Below are 18,806 nucleotides of genomic sequence, written 5' to 3'. Positions count from 1 at the left end.
ACCCTACGCGCTGCCGTCGGGCGCGGATCGGGTGGACGGACCGAGCAGGTCCCAGAGGTTCCCGGCGACGTCACGGAACACCACGACCGTGCCGTACACCTCGCGGCGCGGCTCCTCCGAGAACTCCACGCCGAGGCGGCGCATCCGTTCGTATGCCGCGTCGAAGTCGTCGACGTGCAGGAACAGTCCGACGCGACCGGCGAACTGTTCGCCGATCCCCGCCGCCTGACGGTCGCCGTCGGCCTCGGCGAGGAGGAGTCCGGTCGTCGACGACGCTCCGGGCGGTCGCACCACGACCCAGCGCTTCTGTCGTCCGTCGTTCGTGAGCGACGCCGAATCCTCGGTCAGTTCGAACCCGAGGACGTCGGTGTAGAACGCGATGGCACGGTCGTGGTCGTCGACGATCACGGTCACCAGGTCGATGCGCATGACGACCACCGTAGGCCGGTCGTCGGGTACCCGACCTCTGGTCGTCCACCGGACGACGTACCCGTCGGCGCACGACGCTCCCGATCGTCCCCGGGTGCCGCCTGCTGCGCCGGTGTCGCCGGTGAGATCCACGGCCGCCCGCTGCGATGCGGCACCGTCGCGGCGGCGAGGATGAGGGGATGAGCCTCACGCACGACACCGGTCAGCCCATCGAGAAGCAGCCGGACCCCGACGCGATCGTCACGGTGCTCCTCCCCGAGGACGAGTACACCCACACCCCCGACGCGGCCGAGAACTACAACGAATCGATGTACCTCAACGCCTTCGACCTCGGCCTCGAAGCCGGGGGCTGGTTCCGGCTGGGCAACCGGGTCAACGAGGGCTACGCGGAGATGTCGGTGTGCATCTACCTTCCCGACGGTCGGGTCGGGTTCATGTTCGGTCGTCCGGCGATCGACTCCAACGACGTGATGGAGGCGGGCGGACTGCGGATCGAGGTCGTCGAGCCGTTCGAGCACCTGACCGTCACCTACGACGGCAAGGTGTGTCTGCTCGACGACCCGGCGTCGATGGCCGATCCCCGCACCGCGTTCCGGGAGAACCCGATCGTCGCCTGCTCGGTGCGTCTCGACTACCGCGGGGTGTCGCCGATGTACGGCGGCAAGCCACAGTACGCCGACGGTCGCGAACTGCCGGTCGAGCCCGGAAAGAGCTTCGCCAAGGCGCACTACGAACAGCACTGTGCCGTGACCGGCACGATCACGATCGATGCGCCACCGGCCGCCGACGGTGAGCCGGCCGGCGACGCGACCGTGATCGACATCGACGGACTCGGGCTGCGTGACAAATCGTGGGGTCCTCGCTACTGGCAGGCCCTCACCTGGTACCGCTGGCTCCCGATGGTCTTCGGCGACGACTTCTCGATGATGCTGTCCGTCATCGATCGCGGACCCGATGCCGACGGTGGCACGCAGCCGCCGGCGACCAGCGGGATGGTGCTCGTCGGAGACGAGTACCACAAGATCCTCGACTGTCGGGTGGACGCCGACTGGAACGAGCGTGGTGAACAGACGGCGCTGCGCTGCTGGGCGAGAACGGCGGAACGCGAGTACGAGATCACCGGTGAGGTGCTGTCGATGATCCCGCTGCGCAACCGCCGGTCGACGCCCGACGGCGAGGTGCTCCACACCCGGATCACCGAAGCGATGACCCGGTACGAGTGCGACGGTCGGATCGGCATCGGCATGAGCGAGTTCCTCGACCAGGTCGTCGACGGGTGGCCGATCGGCGTGGCGACTCCGTGAGCGGCCGACCGGCGTCCTTCGGGGGTCCCCGTGTGAGGTTTGGCTCATCCGGACGGGGGAAACGATCACCCACATGACCCAGACACAGCCGATCCGAGTCTCGATCGTCAACGACTACGAAGTGGTCGTCGCCGGTGTCGCGGCCATGCTGGCTCCGTTCGGCGATCGCGTCCAGGTCGTCGAGACCGAAGCCGGCGGGCTGCCCGAACTCCCGGCCGACATCGCCCTGTTCGACACGTTCGCAGGCCGTCGCCGGTCGCTGAGTCGGATCGACCATCTCGCCGAGGACCGTGACCTGGCCAAGGTCGTGCTCTACACCTGGGATCTGCCCAAGGACTTCGCCCGGGACATCGACGTGCGCTCGATCGACGGCGTGATCATGAAGAGCACGACAGGCGCCGAACTCGTCGACGCACTCGAGCGTGTCCACCAGGGCGAGTTCGTCGGGTCGAACGTGGTCGACGAGCGGGACATCGGTTCCACCCTGACCGAACGCGAGCGAGAAGTCCTCGCCCTGCTGTCCCAGGGTGCCAGCAATCGTGAGATCGCCGTCGAGCTCTACCTGTCGATCGACACGGTGAAGACCCACGTCCGCAAGGTGTTCACCAAGCTCGGCGTGGGCAACCGCACGCAGGCAGCGCTCACGGCGCGTGACTACGGGCTGGAGGTCCACAAGTCCGATTCGGTCGCCTGATCTCGAAGACGCCCGGTCACGTCACCCGGTCACGTCATCGAGCCGTTCTCGGTCGTCGCAACACCTCGCACACGGTCCTCGGCCGCATTCTTCGGCCGCAGCCTCGTCGGGCGGCGGTACCGGTGTCGCCGTCAGCGTGCGAACTTGATGCAGCGCAGGTGGAGCCGGCCGTCGACATCGACGAGTTCGACCCGATCCATGATCGCGTCGACGATGTAGAGGCCGCGACCCGACAGCGCCGACGGGTCGGGGAGTGCCGGCAGGTCCATGCCCGCGAGACCGTCGGCGTTCGACACGTCGATCACCCACCCGACGTCGTCGGCGTGGACGTCGACCGTGAGGGTGCCGCAGTTGTTGTACTGGATGGCGTTGGTCGCCAGCTCGCTCACGACCAACTGGAGTTGCTCGACGATGTCGTCGGAGGCGTTGGCGGCTCGCGCAGTACGGGCGACGTGCTCACGGACCGCCCCGAGCTGGGACATGTCGGCGTCGATCGTCAGATGATGGTCGTTCGGCGACGTGTCGGACGATCTCACAGGACCCAGCCTTCCCGATCGACCTCCCCGCAAACGCACCCTACGCGCACTCGCCGAACGATGGTGAGAGCGCGTCCTGGACGCCCGCGCACGGTGTCGCCTTCCGGTCGGGCGAGCCGATCAGCCGGAACCGGTCAGCCGGGATCGATCAGCCGGGATCGACGACGTTCAGGTGGTCGGAGAGACCGCTGATCTCGAGGATCCTGGTGACCGACTTGCTGGGTCGTTCGATCAGCAGCTTGCGCCCGTCGGTCTCGGCCTGCTGGTGGGCTCCGATGATCACGCGCAGGCCACTGGAGTCGATGAACCCGACGTCGGCGACGTCGAGGCGGACGTCACCGGTCCCGCTCAGCTGCTCGAGGGCACTCGACAGGTCGGGACAGGTGTGGGCGTCGATGTCACCGGAGACCACGACGCGGTCGCCATCTCGTGTGACGTTCAAACGCGCAGTGGAATCAGACATCGCTGTGAGATTATCGCCTGTGGGCGGACATGCGGAGACCGGGCGAGGGGATCACCCGTGCGGGTGACCCGGATGGGCACACGGGTGACATCATCTCTCGTCGAGGCTGCCGAGGCCGGACCCGTCGCCGTCGGTCAGGACTTCGCGCATCTGCTCGAACGAGCGCTTGAGGAGTCGGCTGACGTGCATCTGCGACACGCCCACGCGCTCGGCGATCTCGCTCTGGGACTTGTCCTCGAAGAAGCGCAGTCGGATGATCTCCTGCTGGCGCTCGGGGAGGTCGGCGACCAGATGACTCAGGAGGTGGACGTTCTCGGCGTGTTCGAACATGTCGTCGTCGGTCGCGAGCGCCGCCTGACGATCGGTGGGCATGTCGTCGTCGTTGCGCCCGCCGTCGATGGTGCCGACCGCCGAGGCCGCCGAGGCGGCCAGGCCCCGGAGCACGTCGTCGCGCTCGATGTCGAGATGCCGTGCCAGATCGTCGACGCTGGGCGACGTCGCATTGCGCTGTTCGAGTTCGGTCGCGGCGTTGCGGACCAGCAGGTGCAGTTCCTTCGCGCTTCTCGGGACCTTGACCGCCCACGAGGCATCGCGGAAGTGCCGCTTGAGCTCGCCTTCGATGGTGCGCCCCGCGAACGAGGAGAACGCTGCGCCGTATTCGGGATCGAACCGGTCGACCGCCTTGACGAGTCCGATCATCGCGACCTGACGCAGGTCGTCGTCGCGCCGTCCGGCGCGGGAGTATCGCTTGGCGATGTGGGCCGCCAGGCCCATGTGCCGTTCGACGAGTTGGTTGCGCAGTCGTCTCTTCCTCGACGCGGCGAACTCCCGGAAGAGGCTGAGGTCGTCGAGGTCGACCTCGGTGTCGGTGGAGCCGCCGTCAGCCATGGGCCTCGTCCGCGACCTTGACGAGAGTGACGCCGGTGTTGTCGACCACGTGGCGGTCCACGACGGAGGAGAGGATCGTCTCGGCGAGCGTGTCGAGGACGAGTCGCTCGTCGTCGAGACCGCGGTGCAGGGTGATCGTGATCGTGCCGGGTGCTGCGGTGTACGCCACGTGCGCGCGAGTGGCCCCGACGTCGTCGGCATCGTCGGTGAGCAGGGTGAACACCTCGGACACGGCGAGCTTGACGTCGTCGATCTCGTCGATGCTCAACCCGTTCTCGGATCCGAGCGATGCGACGATGAGCCGCAGAGTGGCCGCGTGTTCGTCGCGCAGCGGCACGGCGATGTCGATCGTGTCGGTCGTTCGGGCCGGTGGTGTGCCCGTTGCGTCGTCGTGCGTGTGGTCGCCGTCGCCCGCGCCAGTGGTCTGATCGTCGCCGGTGGAAGCGGCCTGCGTGTCACCCATCGAGCGAACGGTAGCGGGCACGTCTCGATCCGCCGCTCCTCGGGTCGCAGAGACCATGATGGGCGGGTGTACGCGAGGTTGAGGCAGCTGCTGGGCATCGTTCGCCTGCGTCAGTTGGCCGACCAGATCCGGCACCGCCTCTCGTTCATCCCGGGGCTGTACGTCCTGGGCGCGTTCGTCATCGTCCAGGTGACGCTGGTGATCGATCGGGCACTGAGCGGCCAGGAGGTCCCGCAGTACTTCGCAACAACGGTCGACAGTGCGCGTTCGGTCTTCGGCGCCATCGCGGGTGGACTGATCACCTCGATCACGCTGCTGTTGTCGATGATGCTGATCACGGTGCAGCTGGCGAGTTCGCAGTTCTCGCCACGGACGCTGCGCGACTGGTTGGGCGACGCCTACCTGAAGCACACGGTCGGGCTGGCCCTCGGCACGACCGTGTTCTCGCTCGTGGCGTTGCGCTCGACCCGATCGTTCGGCGAGGAGGGCGGCGAGATCGTCCCGCACGTCTCGGTCATCCTCGCGGTCGTGCTCGGTGTCGTCTCGCTGTTCGGCGTCGTCCAGTCGGTGGACCACGTCACGCAGAGCCTCCAGATCGGTTCGGTCGCTCGGCGCATCGCAGCCGACACGATCCGCATCGTCGAGTCGAGTGACGAGATGGGCCCCGGGCAGGCTCCTGCTCGAACACCCAGCTCCGGCGATCCGGGGTCGGTCGACGGCCGGGACAGCGTCGCCGGTGGTCCGTCCGATGACGAGGGATCCTCCGCAGACGACGATCCGTCCGGGCCCGACCGTGCGTTCGATCACGTCGACGAGGGAGGTCGGATCCCGGACGACGCCGCCGCGATCGAGACACCGGCTGCGGGGTGGGTCCAGCAGATCCGTCCGGCGTCGATCATCGAGCGTCTTCCCGAGGGAGCGACGGGCTACATCGTCGCTCCGCTGGGAGCGTTCGTGCCGAGCGGGACGCCGCTGATGTGGGTGTCGCCCGCTCCGCCCGAGGACCACGAGTGCCGAGCGGAGCTGCTGAACGGATTCGCACTCGGTGACACCCGCACGATGCAACAGGACGTCGGATTCGGTCTGGTGCAGTTGACCGACATCGCCGTGCGCGCTCTCTCACCGGGGGTGAACGACCCGAGCACCGCCAACGACCTGGTCGTGCACCTCGGCGACGTGATGCTCGCCATCTGGTCCAAACCGGTCGCCGACCACCGTGAGGAGCACGACGGTCGATCGCTCGTGCGACTGCACCCGCAGCACGAGGAGTACCTGCGCCGCGCCTTCGATCCGATCCGGCGCTACGGAGCGTCGGACCCGACCGTCATGCTCACGATGGTGCGCACGCTGCGGATGCTGGTGTCCGAGATCGAACGTCGGTCGCTTCCCGGCCCGTCGGCGCCCGTGCGCAGGATGATCGAGGACACGATCAACGGCGCCGACACCGATTCGTGGGCGCCGTTCGAAACCCGGCAACTGCAGTCGCTCGCCCGGCGATCCTGACCATCCGTCGGTCCGTGCGGACCGAGTGCGTCGTGATCCGACCGTGGTCGCCCCGACCTGGCGCTTCCGGTCGGCGTGCTTCCCGATCCGCTCGTTCCGACCTCGGCGAGCGGCACGGGACGCCCGACGGGCCACACTGTCGAGCGGTGGGAGCATCGCTGCGGATCGTGTCCTGGAACATCGAGTTCGGTCTGCGACCGGACGAGGCCGCACGTGACCTGACCGAGCACGAGGATCTGATCGGCGCCGACCTGGTGCTGCTCCAGGAGATGGACCGCCCCGGATCCGAACTGGTCGCCGCTGCACTGGGGTTCGACCATGCCTATGCCGCCGCAGCGGTCTTCCCCGGCACCGGCCGCGAACTGGGCAATGCGATCCTCTCGCGGTCTCCGCTGTCCGGAGTGCGTGAGATCTCCCTGCCGCACACGGCTCGGTTCGGTGGGCAGGCGCGATCGGCTCTGACGGCGACGATCGACGTCGGTGGAGTGGCCGTGGCGGCGTACAGCGTCCACGCCGAGACCGTGCTCCTGCGATATGCCCGGCGTCTCGACCAGTACGCGACCGTCGTCGCCGATCTCGAACGGTTCGCACCGGCGACGCCGGTGATCGTGGGCGGCGATTTCAACACCGTCGGGCGTCGCGAGGTGCGAGGGCTCGTGCGAACGATGTCCGATGCCGGGCTGGTCCACGTGTCGTCACCGGCCACTGCGACGTTCTCCCGATTCGGCCGTGACTTCACCCTCGACCACGTGTTCACCCGCCACGCCGTATGCCGGTCGTCGGCCGTGGTGACCGACTCGACCGCCAGCGACCACCGTCCGATCCGCATCGACCTCGACTTCGAGCCCGGCTGACCTCGACCTCGGACCCGACCTCGACCCCGGCAACCCGGGCCGACGTCGTCAGAGGCCGCCGGCGACGATGATCGTCTGGCCCGTCACCCAACCACCGGCACCGCTCGCGAGGTAGACCGCTGTCGACCCCATGTCGTCGGGAGTGCCGAGCCGTTGGAGTGGGACACGTTTGGTCGCCATGACCTCCAGCGCGGCCTCGTCGGTGTCGAGCGCCGTCATCATCACCTCGGTCGGGACGTAGCCCGGCGAGATGCCGTTGACGCGCACCGTCGGCGCGAGTTCGAGCGAGAGGGTCTTGGTCAGTGAGTTCACCCCAGCCTTCGCCGCCGCATAGTGACCGCTGCCCGGCACTCCCCGGTCACCGGCGGGCGACGAGATGTTGATGATGCTGCCGCCCTCGCCCATGCGTTCGGCGGCGATCACCGACGCCCGCCAGACCGACGTGAGGTTGAGAGCGAGACACGCATCCCAGTCTTCCTCGGAGATCTCGGCGAGCGGAGAACGCACCGGCGAGCCGCCTGCGTTGTTCACCCACACGTGGAGTCCGCCGAAGGTGTCGATCGCCGCGTCGGCGAGAGCGATCAGCGCGGCCCGATCCGTCACATCGGTCGCCACGGCGAGCGCGCGACCCCCGGTCGCTGCGATGTCGGCGGCGACCCGGTCGATGCGGTCCTGATGGCGTGCTGCCACGACCACCGATGCGCCTGCGGCGGAGAGGCTCTTCGCGATGCCTTCACCGATGCCCTGGCCGCCACCGGTGACGACGGCGACCTTGCCGGTCAGATCGAACGGGTTCATGGATGTGCTCCTTCTCTGTGTGGCCCGACGTCGTGTCCGCGTCGGCGATCGGCCCGACCTCGGACCCGGGTCAGTGGACGAGGACGGGCTTGATGACCGACCCGTCCGCGCTGGCGGCTTCGGCGTCGTTGATCCGATCGAGCGGGTACGTCGTGATCAGTTCGTGGAACGGGAACTCCCCGGCGGCGTTCAACGCCGCGAGCCGCGGGATGAACTCCGAGGGGGTGGAGTCGCCCTCCATCACGCCCGTGATCGTGCGGCCGCCGATCAGTGAGAGGAAGTCGAAGGTGAGGTCGCCGAACCCGACTCCGGCCATGCCGAGCGTGCCGAGGTTGTTGAGCCCTTCGAACGCAGCGCGCACGACGCCGGCGTTGCCCGTGGTGTCGAACGCGTAGTCCGCACCACCCTGGGTCGCGTCGACGATCCCGGCCGTGATCTCCGCGGGGTCGCCGGAGATCGTGGTGGTCGCGCCGTACCTCGTGGCGAGGTCGAGTCGGTTCGCGTGCCGGTCGACGGCGATGATCGTGCCGGCCCGTGCGACCTTCGCCGCCATCACCGCACTCAGCCCGAGCGCACCGGCCCCGGTGATCACGACGGAGGACCCGGGTCGCACGTCGAGCGTGTTCAGGATCGCGCCGGCGCCGGTCTGGACTCCGCAGCCGAGCGGGCCGAGCAACGTGAGGTCGAGGCCGGGATCGACCTTGACGACCGACTTCGCAGCAACGACGGAGTGGCTGGCGAAGGACGACTGGCCGAAGAAGTGCGAGCCCACCGCGTGGCCGTCGGAGTCGGTGAATGACGTCGTCCCGTCGGGGCGCCCACCGCTCATGTTGTACTCGGTGAGGCGGAAGCAGTACGGCAGCTTCCCGACGTCGCACGCGCCGCATGATCCGCAGTGGTTGAACGACAGCACCACATGGTCGCCGACCGCGAGATCGCGTACGTCGGCACCGACGGCTTCGACGATCCCCGACCCTTCGTGCCCGTACACCTGCGGACCCGCGAAGAACTCGGGCGGAAGTTCGCGCGACAGCAGATCGGTGTGGCACATCCCGCTCGCCACCATCCGGACGAGCACCTCGTCGGAGCGAGAGTCCTCCAGCTCGAGGTCCTCCACGATGAACGGTCCGTTCCCGGACCGCATGACGGCTGCGCGTACCTGCATCCGCCGATCGTCGCAGGCTCGTCGCGCGCGATCCGAGGCGGGACGACCGCCGCCGCGCCGAAGGTCCGAGTTCGGGCCGGTCAGTGGGCGGGCTCGACGGCCCCGTCGTGGGACGCGTCGTGGTCGCTCTTGTGGAAGAACCGCAGGACGATCGCCGTGATGATGCCACCGACGATCAACCCGATGATCGCCGACACGCCGGTGTTGAACAGCCAGCCGAGTGCCCCGCCGAGGTTCTCCTCGATGTCGTGCACGGGTTCGTAGAGCGAGTTCAACCACGGCTGGTCGAACTCCTCGGACAGTTCGTGGGTGCCGACGAGGATGATGTGGCCACCGACCCAGAGCATCGCCGCCGTGCCGATGATCGTGAGCCACGACAGCAGTTTGGGCATGCCGGCGACGAGCGCCAGACCGACCTTCTTCGACCCGTCGGACTCCTGCTCGGCCAACTTCAGGCCGATGTCGTCCATCTTCACGATGAGGGCGACGACGCCGTACACCACCGCGGTGATCAGGAGGGCGACGACCACGAGGATGACCGCCTGGCGCACGAGTCCGTCGTTGCCGTCGTCGATCAGACCCTTCAGCGAGATCACCATGATCTCGGCCGAGAGGATCAGGTCGGTGCGGATCGCTCCCTTGATCGTGGCCTCCTCGGCTTCGGGCCCCTTCATCACGGCCGGCACCTCGGGCTCGGCATGAGGATCACCGGGCGTGCGATGCGCGACCTTGTGGTAGATCTTCTCGGCCCCTTCGAAACAGAGGAAGGCGCCGCCGAACATCAGGATGATGTCGACCGAGATCGGCAGGACCGCGTTGAGCAGCAGCGCGATCGGGATGATGAAGACGAGCTTGTTCCGCAGCGAACCGATGGCGATCTTCTTGATGATCGGCAGTTCCCGGTTGGCGGCGAGGCCCCGGACGTAGGCGGGCGTGACCGCCGTGTCGTCGATGACGACGCCGGCCGCCTTCGCGCTGGCCTTTCCGGCGGCGACGCCGATGTCGTCGACCGATGCGGCCGCCACCTTCGCCAGCGCGGCGATGTCGTCCAGCAGTGCAGCGAGGCCACCGGCCATCTCGTCTCCTTCGGGGTTCGGGGGAACAGCGGATCGCACCAGCGATCCATGCCTCACGCTAGTTGGCGCCGATGCGGAGCGGCCGCCCTCCTCCGCCGACGTGATTCCTGATCCCCCGTTGTCCCGCGATGTCGCCGACGCCAGGAGCGACACCCCGTCGGGAGTGGAGGATCGTGTGGCCCACGATCGGATCGTGATCGAACAGACCCTCGAACGACTCGCCGTGAGAGACGGAGGTCAAGCGAATTCCAGTTGGCCGGCGACCTCGCAATCACGGGCGTTGCCCCACACCGGCTCTCGGCCGACCGCGTCGGCTCGGGTCCAGCTGACATCCGGAGGAGGCTCGGGTTCGGAAGGATCGGCGTTCAGCGTCGACGACCGGGCCGTGGCGACCTGCGTCGTGGGCGGTCGGCTGGTCTGGACGGTGCCGTCGGGATGGTGGATGGTGACCTCGTGGCCGTTGCCCGTGACCTTCCAGCCGGGCTGATGCGTCAGCGAGTGGTGGTGGTGACAGAGCAGAGCGCACGTGGACTCGTTGGTGCGGCCGTGGTGGCCCCATTCGGTGACGTGGTGCGCGTCGCACCAGGTGGCGCGGATCGTGCATCCGGGCCAACGGCAGTGCTGATCGCGCACGACGAGCGCCAGGAACAGGTTCTCCGAGACGAGGCGGTTCTCGCGTCCGAAGTCCAGGATCGACGATCCTGGTCCGGTGATGACCCTGGTCCGGTGATGACCCGGTGGATTCCGGCATCGCAGGCCATCTGCCGGACCGCATCGGCATCGATGGTCGGTCCGGCACGGGTGACGCCACGAGCTGGACCGCCCTCGGTGACGGTCTCGTACGGCACCGTCACGAGCACCTTGGCGTTCGAGCGGCCGCCGACGATCGTGCCCGTCGATGCAGCCTTGGCAAGTTGTGCGAGTGCGTCGGCGCAGCGTTGGTCGCGACGGCGTCCGGAGTCGTCGAATGCGGACTCGTTCATGATGGAGTCGAGAGTGGTGCGCACGATCGCCGACGACTCGGGGTCGAGCAGCCCGTCGACGCGCGTCATGCCGTCGGCGGCGCTGGTCAAGCGGAGGAATCGGCGCGCACGTTGCCGTTCCGCCCGGCTGGCTTCCTGCTCGGCGTGGTTGCGGGCCTTCCAGTTCTCGGCGGCCGGCCGCACCGAGTGGAGGGGCAGCTCTGTGATCTCCTCGATCAGTTCGGCATCGAGCGCCAGCCCGCCGGTTGCTCCGACTGCTGCGTTGGCCTTGTCGCTCGAGATGCGACCCGACGCGACCGCAGCTGCCAGCGCATCGGACTTCGCCATCGCTTCGCCCAGATCGGCACCGGCGCGGTTCTTCGCCGTCGACGTTCCCGTCTGCGTGCCGACCCACTCCGCGGTGTCTCGAGCGCCGGTTCCGATGTGCGCGCCGGCCCGGTCGGCTGCGTGGGTCATGCGAGCGAACTGAGCTTCGAGACGCGAGATGCCGGTTCGCAGGGCGCTCAGTTCGTGACGCAGCTCGGTCGGATCGACCGTGTCGAGATCGACCCGGGCGCACCGGTCGGCAGCGTCCCCGACCGCTGCGACTGCCCGGCTGATCTCCATGTCGACCAACCTACTCAGGGGGTACTCCAGAGTTTCTCGGACCCCACACGCTGGGGTGATGCGGCCGCCTGGTCGGCCCGACCGTCAGCGGTGGGTGGCGTCGCGGATGAAGGCTCGGTAGCTCGGGTACTCGAGGTCGGGTGTGACCCAGCCGGAGGCCACCAACTCGTCGTGCAGGCGTGGCAGGTTCCGCCACGGCACACCCATGTCGACGTGGTGCGCGAGGTGCCATCCGGTGTTGTACGGAACCATCCACATGCGGGCGAGGAGCGACTGGCGGATCACGTGGGTCGTCTCGCGTCGGTCTTTCGAGCGCGTCATTCCTCCGTGCTCGGCGATCGACCGGACCCGGTTCGACACCCGCCACAGGGTGGACCACGACAGGATCCACACGAGGTACACGAGTGGCCGGCCGGCGGCGATGGTGGTGGCGAGGAACGCGACCTGGAACCCGACGATGTACCACGCTTCGGTGCTGCCGGACCGGGCCGCTCGGAACAGACCGCGGAAGTTCTTGTACGCGCTCACGCCGGTTGCGTCGCGTCGCATCTTGCGACGCCACGAGTCGGCGGCGATCGGATACCCGGCGTACAGACCGGCATCGGGTTCCTCCGGGCCCATCTCGTCGCGGTGGTGGGCGAAGTGGGATCGGCGGTACGCCATCAGGGCCTGGAATGTCGGGTAGGCGAGCAGCCATCGACCGATCCAGTCGTTGGCCCGCCGGTTCGAGAACAGCAGGCGGTGGGCCGACTCGTGGCCGAGGATGTTGAGCCGTGCATGGCTGCCGCCCATGACGAAGAAGGCCAGCACGTAGGCCCACCAGGTGTGGATCCAGCCGGCGGCGGCGACGACGCCGAACGACAGCACGAGCGCCCACCCGACCGTGAACACGTTGCCGACGTTGCTGATGCGACGAAGCTCGGCACGCAGCGGACTCCTCGCCATGCCGCGCTCGTTCAACCGGTCCGTCGGGAGGACGGACGGCAGTCGCTCCGGTGCGGGGACCATGGTCTGCATCCACTCCAAGACTACGGCCGCAGCCGACCGCTGACCTTGGCGCGCGACCCGCTGCGGCGACGGGTCGGTGTGCGAGGCTCCCAGCCATGACTCACCCCCGCCCGTTCCGTTTCGCCGTGATGGCCGCCAAGGCGTCGTCCGCGTCCGAGTGGACCGACACCGCGAAGAAGGTCGAGGACCTCGGCTACTCGGCGCTCCTGATGCCCGACCACTTCGGCGATCAACTCTCGCCCGTGGCCGCACTCTCGACGGCGGCTGCGGTGACCACTGCGCTGCGCATCGGAACCCTGGTGTTCGCCAACGACTTCCGCCACCCCGCCGTGCTCGCGAAGGACACGGCGACCGTCGACCTGCTCAGTGACGGTCGCCTCGAAGTGGGCGTCGGCGCCGGTTGGATGACCGACGACTACACGTGGACCGGCATCGCCCACGACCGCCCCGGTGTGCGGATCGACCGGATGATCGAATCGATCGAGGTGCTGCGCGGACTCTGGGGCGACGGGCCGTTCTCCTTCGACGGCGAGCACTACACGATCTCGGAGATGAACGGTCTGCCCAAGCCGGTCCAGCCGGGCGGCCCTCCGATCATCGTCGGTGGGGGTGGCAAGCGAGTGCTCTCCACGGCGGCGCGCCTCGCCGACATCGTGGGCGTCAATCCGAACGTGGGTGAAGGCACGGTCGGACCCGAGGCGATCGCATCGATGTCGGCCGACGCCACCGAGGAGAAACTCGGATGGGTGCGCGACGCTGCCGGCGACCGCTTCGACGACGTCGAGATCAGCATCCTCAAGTTCGTCACGATCGTCACCGATGCTCGAGACACCGTCGCCGAGAAGGTCGCCGGCAAAATGGGCATGGACGCCGCGACACTGCTCGCGAGCCCACACACCATGGTCGGTTCGGCCGAGCAGGTCGCCGACGAACTCGTCGAGCAGCGCGAGCGCTGGCAGGGTTCCTACGTGACCGTGCAGTCCGACGCGCTCGAGTCGTTCGCTCCGGTGGTCGCCGCGCTCGCCGGAACCTGAGCGCTACGTCGCGAGTTCCGCGGCGGGGAACGACGGGTCGGCAGCGTCGTCGATCCACGGGCCGACGCCGCTGAGGCGCTCGATCTGCACACGGACGACCACGCTGGTCGCCGAGTCGCGCAGTGCGAGCGGGTGTCGGCGCAGTCCCGTGTACTTCTCGGCGAGTCGGTCCATCAACGCCGGATCGGGGCCGGGTTCGATGCGCGCACGGCCCCGGATCACGAGGTGTCGTTGATAGCCGCGAGCGTTGCGCTCCTCGTCCTCGACCGACAGCACGATCCGGTCGTCGCGTGCGAGGTTCTTCGCCTTCTGGCTGGACGCGTCGGTGCCGAACAGGATCTCGTCGTCGAGAGCGATCACCCACACCACCGACACCTGCGGGCTGCCGTCGGGGTTGGTCGTCCACACGTGGGCGACCGCATCGGATCCGAGCACGGTCTGCGCCGTCGCCGAGATCATGGGCATGGTGGGCCTCCTCGATGTGATCGGTCGTCGGACGTGGGTCGTCGTGGAGCGAACACGCTAGTTCGTTCGTGAAGTGGTGTCGAGAGGGTCGTCGGCGGCCACGTCGCCGCCGACGATCGACAGGACCGGTCGTCGGTGTTCGTGACGCGGTACCTTGCCGCTGATGGCCGACCTGCTGCGTGACCGACCGAGCTCCGGACCGGCGATGCTCCGTCGGCTGATGGCCACTGCAGCGGCCGACCGGGCCCCCGTCGTGCTCCCGGGTTGCTACGACGCTCTCGGAGCGCGCCTCATCGAGCAGGCCGACTTCGATGCCGTGTACATGTCCGGCTTCGGCACCGCCGCGTCGCTGCTCGGTCGACCCGACGTCGGGCTGCTCGGCCTGTCGGAGATGGTCGACAACGCGCGCCGCATCGCCGATGCCGTCGACGTGCCGGTCGTCGCGGACGCCGACACCGGGTACGGCAACCGGATCAACGTGATCCGCACCGTCCAGCAGTACGAGCAGGCCGGGGTCGCAGGCATCCACATCGAGGACCAGGTGCTGCCCAAGAAGTGCGGCCACATGGAGGACAAGCAGGTCGTCGACGCCGACGAGATGTACGCCAAGATCCGTGCCGCCGCCGCGGCGCGCCGAGACGACGACTTCGTCCTGATCGCCCGGACCGACGCCCGCGCCCCCCACGGGCTCGACGAAGCCATCCGGCGCGCATCCGGGTGCCTGGACGCCGGCGCCGACGTGCTGTTCGTCGAGGCGCTGCAGGGCGAGGACGAGATCGAGCGTGTCGCGGCCGAGTTCAGCGGCGTGCCGTTGCTGTTCAACTGGGCCGAGGGCGCCAAGACGCCGCCGCTCACCTACGACGAGATCGCGGCTCTGGGATTCTCGATGATCATCATGCCGATCGGGACGCTGCTGTCGGCGACGACCGCGATGCAGCAGTTCCTCGCGAAGCTCAGGTCCGCCGGCACGCCGGCGTCGTTCGTCGGCGAACTGATGGCCTTCTCCGACTTCACCGACACCATCGGCCTCCCCGAGATCGTCGACCTCGAGCAACGCTTCTCCTCGTAGCGCCGCGAGCACGTTGCGGTGAGTCTGCGTCGGCGCCTGGGCGATCGAGCCTCACCGAACGCGCCGACTGCCCCGACGGAGTGTCCTCTGCGGTCAGACGGTGCGCCGGTCAGCCGAGAAGTGATTCGAGGTCGCGGAAGGCCTGTTCGCGCACGGCGGCGGGCGTGAGGAGCGCACCGACCGCCGCGAACGAGGTGTGGATCTGGCCGTCGGCACGCAGGTGGGTCACGACGCCTCCGGCGTCGCGCATCGCGTCGGCGTACGCCGCTCCCTCGTCGCGCAGCGGGTCGAACTCGGCGGTGACGATCACGGCGGGCGGTAGGCCCGAGAGGTCGGGGGCACGAAGGAGTGCGAGGCGCGTGTCGGAACGCTCGTTCTCATCCGCGTAGTGGTCCATGAACCACCCCATCAGCGAGGCGGTGAGGACGTAGCCCTCGCCGTTGTCGGTGTACGACTGGCTCGCCATCGCATGATCGGTCACCGGCGTGACGAGGAGTTGTGCGACGACGCTCGGGCCACCCTCGTCACGCGCCCGTTGGCAGACGTGACCGGCGAGGTTCGCTCCCGCACTCCAACCGGCGACGGCGATCCGTTCGGGGTCACCCCCGAGCTCGCCCGCGTGGTCGGCGGCCCACGTGAGAGCCGCCCAGGCATCGTCGTGGGCGGCGGGGAAGCGGTGTTCGGGTGCGTGGCGGTAGTCGAAGGAGATCACGATCGCACCGGTCCGATTGCACAGGTCGCGGCAGAACGCGTCGTCGGAGGTGGCGCTGCCGAGCACCCACCCACCTCCGTGGAAGTAGGCGACGAGGGGCAGTGGTGAGCCGCTCGATCCGAGCGGGACGTAGCGGCGGTACGCCATGTCGCCGTCGCCCGCCGGGAACACGCCGTCGGTCACCTCGCCGACGTCGGGTCCGGGCGGACTCATCGCCGCCGACGCGTCCATGAACGCACGCGCGTCGGTCGGTGACATCGTCTCGATCGGCGGCACGCCCAGCTCGGCCATCATCTCGAGCATCACGCCGACGTCGGGTGCGAGGGGTCGGACGATTCCGTCGTTCACGACGTCGGGTGCGGCGCCCGTCGACGACGCCCGTCGGAAGCCGAGGTAGCCCGAGTCGACGACGTCGGCGCAGGTCTGGCGGTAGCGGTCGACGCCGCCGATGTAGGGCAGCACGGAGCGAGCCTTGCCGGCCACGTTGGCACCCATGTACCAGGAGTTCGCCTGCGGGAAGAGCGTGATCCCGGCGAAGTCGTCGTTGTGCTTCACCCAGGCGGTCTCGGCGAGCTGCGTCGGTTCGATCACGTCGTGACCGTCGTGGCGCAGATCCCTGATCGTGTCGGTGATCCACTCGACGTGCTGCTCGATCGACACCGCCATGTTGGACAGCACCGAGGGGCTCTGCGGGCCGGTCACCATGAACAGGTTCGGGAAGCCGTGGGTCATCAACCCGAGATAGGTGTGCGGGCCGTCGGCCCACTTGTCTCGCAGGGACAGCCCGTCGCGACCCTCGATGTCGACGCGGACGATGGCGCCCGTCATCGCGTCGAAGCCGGTGGCGAACACGATCGCGTCGAAGTCGAACGAGCGCGTCGCGCCGTCGTTCGGACCGACCTCGATGCCGCCGGCGGTGATGCGTCGGATCGGTTCCGCGTTCAGGTCCACGAGCGACACGTGGTCGAGGTTGAACGTCTCGTAGTACCCGGTGTCCAGGCACAGCCGTTTCGTCGCGATGGGATACGTCGTCGGGCAGAGCATCTCGGCGGTGGCCGGGTCGTCGACCTTCGCACGGATCTTCGATCGCACGAACTCGGCGGCGGTCGCGTTCGCGTCGGCGTTGGCGAGCAGGTCGTTGTAGGCGCCGATGAGCGAGAAGATCGTGCCTTCCTCCCATGCCTGCTCGTAGCGCGCGTCGCGCGTCTCGTCGTCCACCATCAGCGCACCGAGTTCGGGGATCGGGCGTGGAACGCCGGCAGCCGACCAGCGTGCTTCCTCCCGGTAGTCCTCGGACCCTTCGAACTGCGCGACCTTGTCGGCTCTCGGCGGCCCGTTGTGCGCGGGGATCGAGAAGTTCGGGGTGCGCTGGAACACGACCAGTTCGGACGCCTCCTTCGCGATCAGCGGAATCGACTGGATGGCGGACGACCCGGTGCCGATGACGGCCACTCGCTTGCCGGTGAAGTCGACACCCTCGTGTGGCCAGCGACCGGTCACGTGGACCTCGCCCTCGAAGGCGTCGGCGCCCTCGAACTCGGAGTCCTTCGGCGCCGACAGGCACCCGGTGGCCATGATGTACCACCGGCACGTGACGGTCTCGGAGGTGCCTCCGTCGGTGGACTCGGTCCGAACGGTCCACATCGCCGTCGAGTCGTCCCATCGGGCATCGACGATCCGCGTGCCGAAGGTGACGTCACGACGCAGGTCGTGCTTGTCGGCCACGTGGTTGACGTAGCGCAGGATCTCGGGCTGGGTGGCGTAGCGCTCCGACCACGTCCACTCGTCGGCGAGTTCCGGGTCCCACGTGTACTGGTAGTCGATGCTCTCGACGTCACAGCGGGCGCCCGGGTACCGGTTCCAGTACCAGGTGCCCCCGACGTCGTCACCGGTCTCGAACGCGCGTGCGCCGACCCCCTGGTCCCGCAGCCGCTTCATCAGGTACAGCCCGGCGATGCCGGCGCCGACGACGACGACGTCGACGTCGGGTCCGTCGGACCCGGTTCCGTGCTCGTTCGTACGTGTCTGCAGGTCGGTCATGTTGCCCCCGTTGGTGTCGGTTGGTCGATGCGCCGATGTTCGCGTATCGCCGACGCGAATCGGTAGACGTGCGTCCCGACCCGGGACGCGCAACGGCCGGACCCGAAGGCCCGGCCGTTGTACGCAGCGCTGGGGTGTCGGTCAGTCCGTCGAGCGGTGCATGACGTCACCCTCGGTGTTCTTGAGGTGTGCCCGCACGAACCACTGGAACAGTTCGAGTTCGGCGAGGTGACCGATGAACAGGTCTTCGGTGACCGGGTCGATGTCTCCGAACTCTGCGATGGCCGCTCGGTGGTCGGCGGTCACGCCGGAGTACACCTTGTCGAGTTCGACCAGGTGCTTCACGCTCGGCGCCCGATCGAGCGGGTAGTCGTCCCACGTGCGGATCGAGGTGACGGATCCGGGCGTGCCCTTGGGCTGACCGCCCATCGTGGCGATGCGCTCGGCGACGGCGTCGGTCATGAGACGCACGGCGTCGACCTGCGGGTCGAGCATCTCGTGGATGGCGATGAAGTTCATGCCCACGACGTTCCAGTGGATGTGCTTGAGCGTCAACTGGAGATCGATCAGGGCGGTCAGCCGCTCCTGCATGATCTCGATGGCCTTCTCGGAGGAGTCCTGCGAGAGGGCCGCCACGGTCGTCTTGATTCCGTTGGTTTCGGTCATGCATTCCTCGTTCCCGACAGGATCGGCGGCGAAACGTGACGGGCGTGACG

19 protein-coding genes are annotated in these 18,806 nt (G+C 68.2%); 6 read left to right on the top strand and 13 right to left on the bottom strand.

All coding sequences use genetic code 11. From position 1 onward, the window contains the following. Positions 1-3: 3 nt before the first annotated feature. Positions 4-429 carry a VOC family protein gene (locus ABJK40_RS06145; protein WP_348480027.1) on the bottom strand — a complete coding sequence of 142 codons (426 nt, stop codon included), beginning with the start codon at positions 427-429 and terminating at the stop codon, positions 4-6. 179 nt (positions 430-608) lie between these two features. On the opposite strand from ABJK40_RS06145, the gene ABJK40_RS06140 reads away from it, so the two are divergent. Continuing rightward, a complete protein-coding gene (locus tag ABJK40_RS06140; protein ID WP_348480028.1) occupies positions 609-1,733 on the top strand; it encodes a hypothetical protein in 1,125 nt (374 codons plus the stop codon). A gap of 73 nt (positions 1,734-1,806) precedes the next feature. Continuing rightward, positions 1,807-2,427 (top strand): response regulator transcription factor, encoded by a 621-nt coding sequence (locus tag ABJK40_RS06135; RefSeq protein ID WP_348480029.1) that lies wholly within the window; start codon positions 1,807-1,809, stop codon positions 2,425-2,427. A gap of 131 nt (positions 2,428-2,558) precedes the next feature. Here ABJK40_RS06135 and ABJK40_RS06130 read toward each other — a convergent pair whose 3' ends face one another. The 4 genes from ABJK40_RS06130 to ABJK40_RS06115 form a co-directional block, all read right to left on the bottom strand. After that, entirely contained in the window at positions 2,559-2,963 is a 405-nt protein-coding gene (locus tag ABJK40_RS06130) for an ATP-binding protein (RefSeq protein WP_348510197.1), read from the bottom strand. A gap of 148 nt (positions 2,964-3,111) precedes the next feature. Next, complete coding sequence (locus ABJK40_RS06125; protein ID WP_348480031.1) at positions 3,112-3,426, bottom strand: STAS domain-containing protein; 315 nt, start codon at positions 3,424-3,426, stop codon at positions 3,112-3,114. 90 nt (positions 3,427-3,516) lie between these two features. Beyond that, entirely contained in the window at positions 3,517-4,314 is a 798-nt protein-coding gene (locus tag ABJK40_RS06120; RefSeq protein ID WP_348480032.1) for a SigB/SigF/SigG family RNA polymerase sigma factor, read from the bottom strand. Then, the gene (locus tag ABJK40_RS06115) at positions 4,307-4,777 is read right to left on the bottom strand and encodes a hypothetical protein (RefSeq protein ID WP_348480033.1); all 471 of its coding nucleotides are present in this window, start codon (positions 4,775-4,777) and stop codon (positions 4,307-4,309) included. The genes ABJK40_RS06120 and ABJK40_RS06115 overlap by 8 nt, the downstream gene beginning before the upstream one ends. A gap of 66 nt (positions 4,778-4,843) precedes the next feature. Here ABJK40_RS06115 and ABJK40_RS06110 point away from each other — a divergent pair, with 66 nt between their 5' ends. Both ABJK40_RS06110 and ABJK40_RS06105 read left to right on the top strand, forming a co-directional pair. Further along, positions 4,844-6,280 carry a DUF2254 domain-containing protein gene (locus ABJK40_RS06110; RefSeq protein WP_348480034.1) on the top strand — a complete coding sequence of 479 codons (1,437 nt, stop codon included), beginning with the start codon at positions 4,844-4,846 and terminating at the stop codon, positions 6,278-6,280. A gap of 146 nt (positions 6,281-6,426) precedes the next feature. Continuing rightward, positions 6,427-7,134 carry an endonuclease/exonuclease/phosphatase family protein gene (locus ABJK40_RS06105; RefSeq protein WP_348480035.1) on the top strand — a complete coding sequence of 236 codons (708 nt, stop codon included), beginning with the start codon at positions 6,427-6,429 and terminating at the stop codon, positions 7,132-7,134. 48 nt (positions 7,135-7,182) lie between these two features. Here ABJK40_RS06105 and ABJK40_RS06100 read toward each other — a convergent pair whose 3' ends face one another. The 5 genes from ABJK40_RS06100 to ABJK40_RS06080 all read right to left on the bottom strand — a co-directional run bounded on the left by ABJK40_RS06100 (position 7,183) and on the right by ABJK40_RS06080 (position 12,779). Further along, a complete protein-coding gene (locus tag ABJK40_RS06100; RefSeq protein WP_348480036.1) occupies positions 7,183-7,932 on the bottom strand; it encodes a glucose 1-dehydrogenase in 750 nt (249 codons plus the stop codon). 70 nt (positions 7,933-8,002) lie between these two features. Next, positions 8,003-9,097: an NAD(P)-dependent alcohol dehydrogenase gene (locus ABJK40_RS06095; protein WP_348480037.1), complete on the bottom strand. Its 1,095-nt coding sequence runs from the start codon at positions 9,095-9,097 to the stop codon at positions 8,003-8,005. 80 nt (positions 9,098-9,177) lie between these two features. After that, positions 9,178-10,173 (bottom strand): DUF808 domain-containing protein, encoded by a 996-nt coding sequence (locus ABJK40_RS06090; protein ID WP_348480038.1) that lies wholly within the window; start codon positions 10,171-10,173, stop codon positions 9,178-9,180. A 491-nt stretch (positions 10,174-10,664) separates the two neighbouring features. Continuing rightward, a complete protein-coding gene (locus tag ABJK40_RS06085) occupies positions 10,665-11,762 on the bottom strand; it encodes a DUF222 domain-containing protein (RefSeq protein WP_348480039.1) in 1,098 nt (365 codons plus the stop codon). Between the two features lie 84 nt (positions 11,763-11,846). Continuing rightward, on the bottom strand, positions 11,847-12,779 hold the full coding sequence (locus tag ABJK40_RS06080; protein WP_348480040.1) for a fatty acid desaturase family protein: 933 nt from the start codon (positions 12,777-12,779) through the stop codon (positions 11,847-11,849). A gap of 86 nt (positions 12,780-12,865) precedes the next feature. Here ABJK40_RS06080 and ABJK40_RS06075 point away from each other — a divergent pair, with 86 nt between their 5' ends. Then, positions 12,866-13,804, top strand: a complete 939-nt coding sequence (locus ABJK40_RS06075; protein WP_348480041.1) for a TIGR03621 family F420-dependent LLM class oxidoreductase — start codon at positions 12,866-12,868, stop codon at positions 13,802-13,804. Positions 13,805-13,807: 3 nt separating this feature from the next. On the opposite strand, the gene ABJK40_RS06070 is transcribed toward ABJK40_RS06075, so the two are convergent. Further along, a complete protein-coding gene (locus ABJK40_RS06070; protein WP_348480042.1) occupies positions 13,808-14,269 on the bottom strand; it encodes a PPOX class F420-dependent oxidoreductase in 462 nt (153 codons plus the stop codon). Positions 14,270-14,432: 163 nt separating this feature from the next. Here ABJK40_RS06070 and ABJK40_RS06065 point away from each other — a divergent pair, with 163 nt between their 5' ends. Continuing rightward, complete coding sequence (locus tag ABJK40_RS06065) at positions 14,433-15,338, top strand: oxaloacetate decarboxylase (RefSeq protein WP_348480043.1); 906 nt, start codon at positions 14,433-14,435, stop codon at positions 15,336-15,338. A gap of 109 nt (positions 15,339-15,447) precedes the next feature. Here ABJK40_RS06065 and ABJK40_RS06060 read toward each other — a convergent pair whose 3' ends face one another. Further along, the gene (locus ABJK40_RS06060) at positions 15,448-18,090 is read right to left on the bottom strand and encodes an alpha/beta hydrolase fold domain-containing protein (RefSeq protein WP_348480044.1); all 2,643 of its coding nucleotides are present in this window, start codon (positions 18,088-18,090) and stop codon (positions 15,448-15,450) included. Positions 18,091-18,231: 141 nt separating this feature from the next. After that, positions 18,232-18,756, bottom strand: coding sequence for a DNA starvation/stationary phase protection protein (locus ABJK40_RS06055; RefSeq protein WP_348480045.1), 525 nt, complete (start codon positions 18,754-18,756; stop codon positions 18,232-18,234). Positions 18,757-18,806 lie beyond the last annotated feature (50 nt).

It is taken from the genome of Ilumatobacter sp., from assembly GCF_039969435.1.
Lineage (GTDB): Bacteria > Actinomycetota > Acidimicrobiia > Acidimicrobiales > Ilumatobacteraceae > Ilumatobacter_A.
This window is presented reverse-complemented; position numbering and strand designations above follow the sequence as displayed.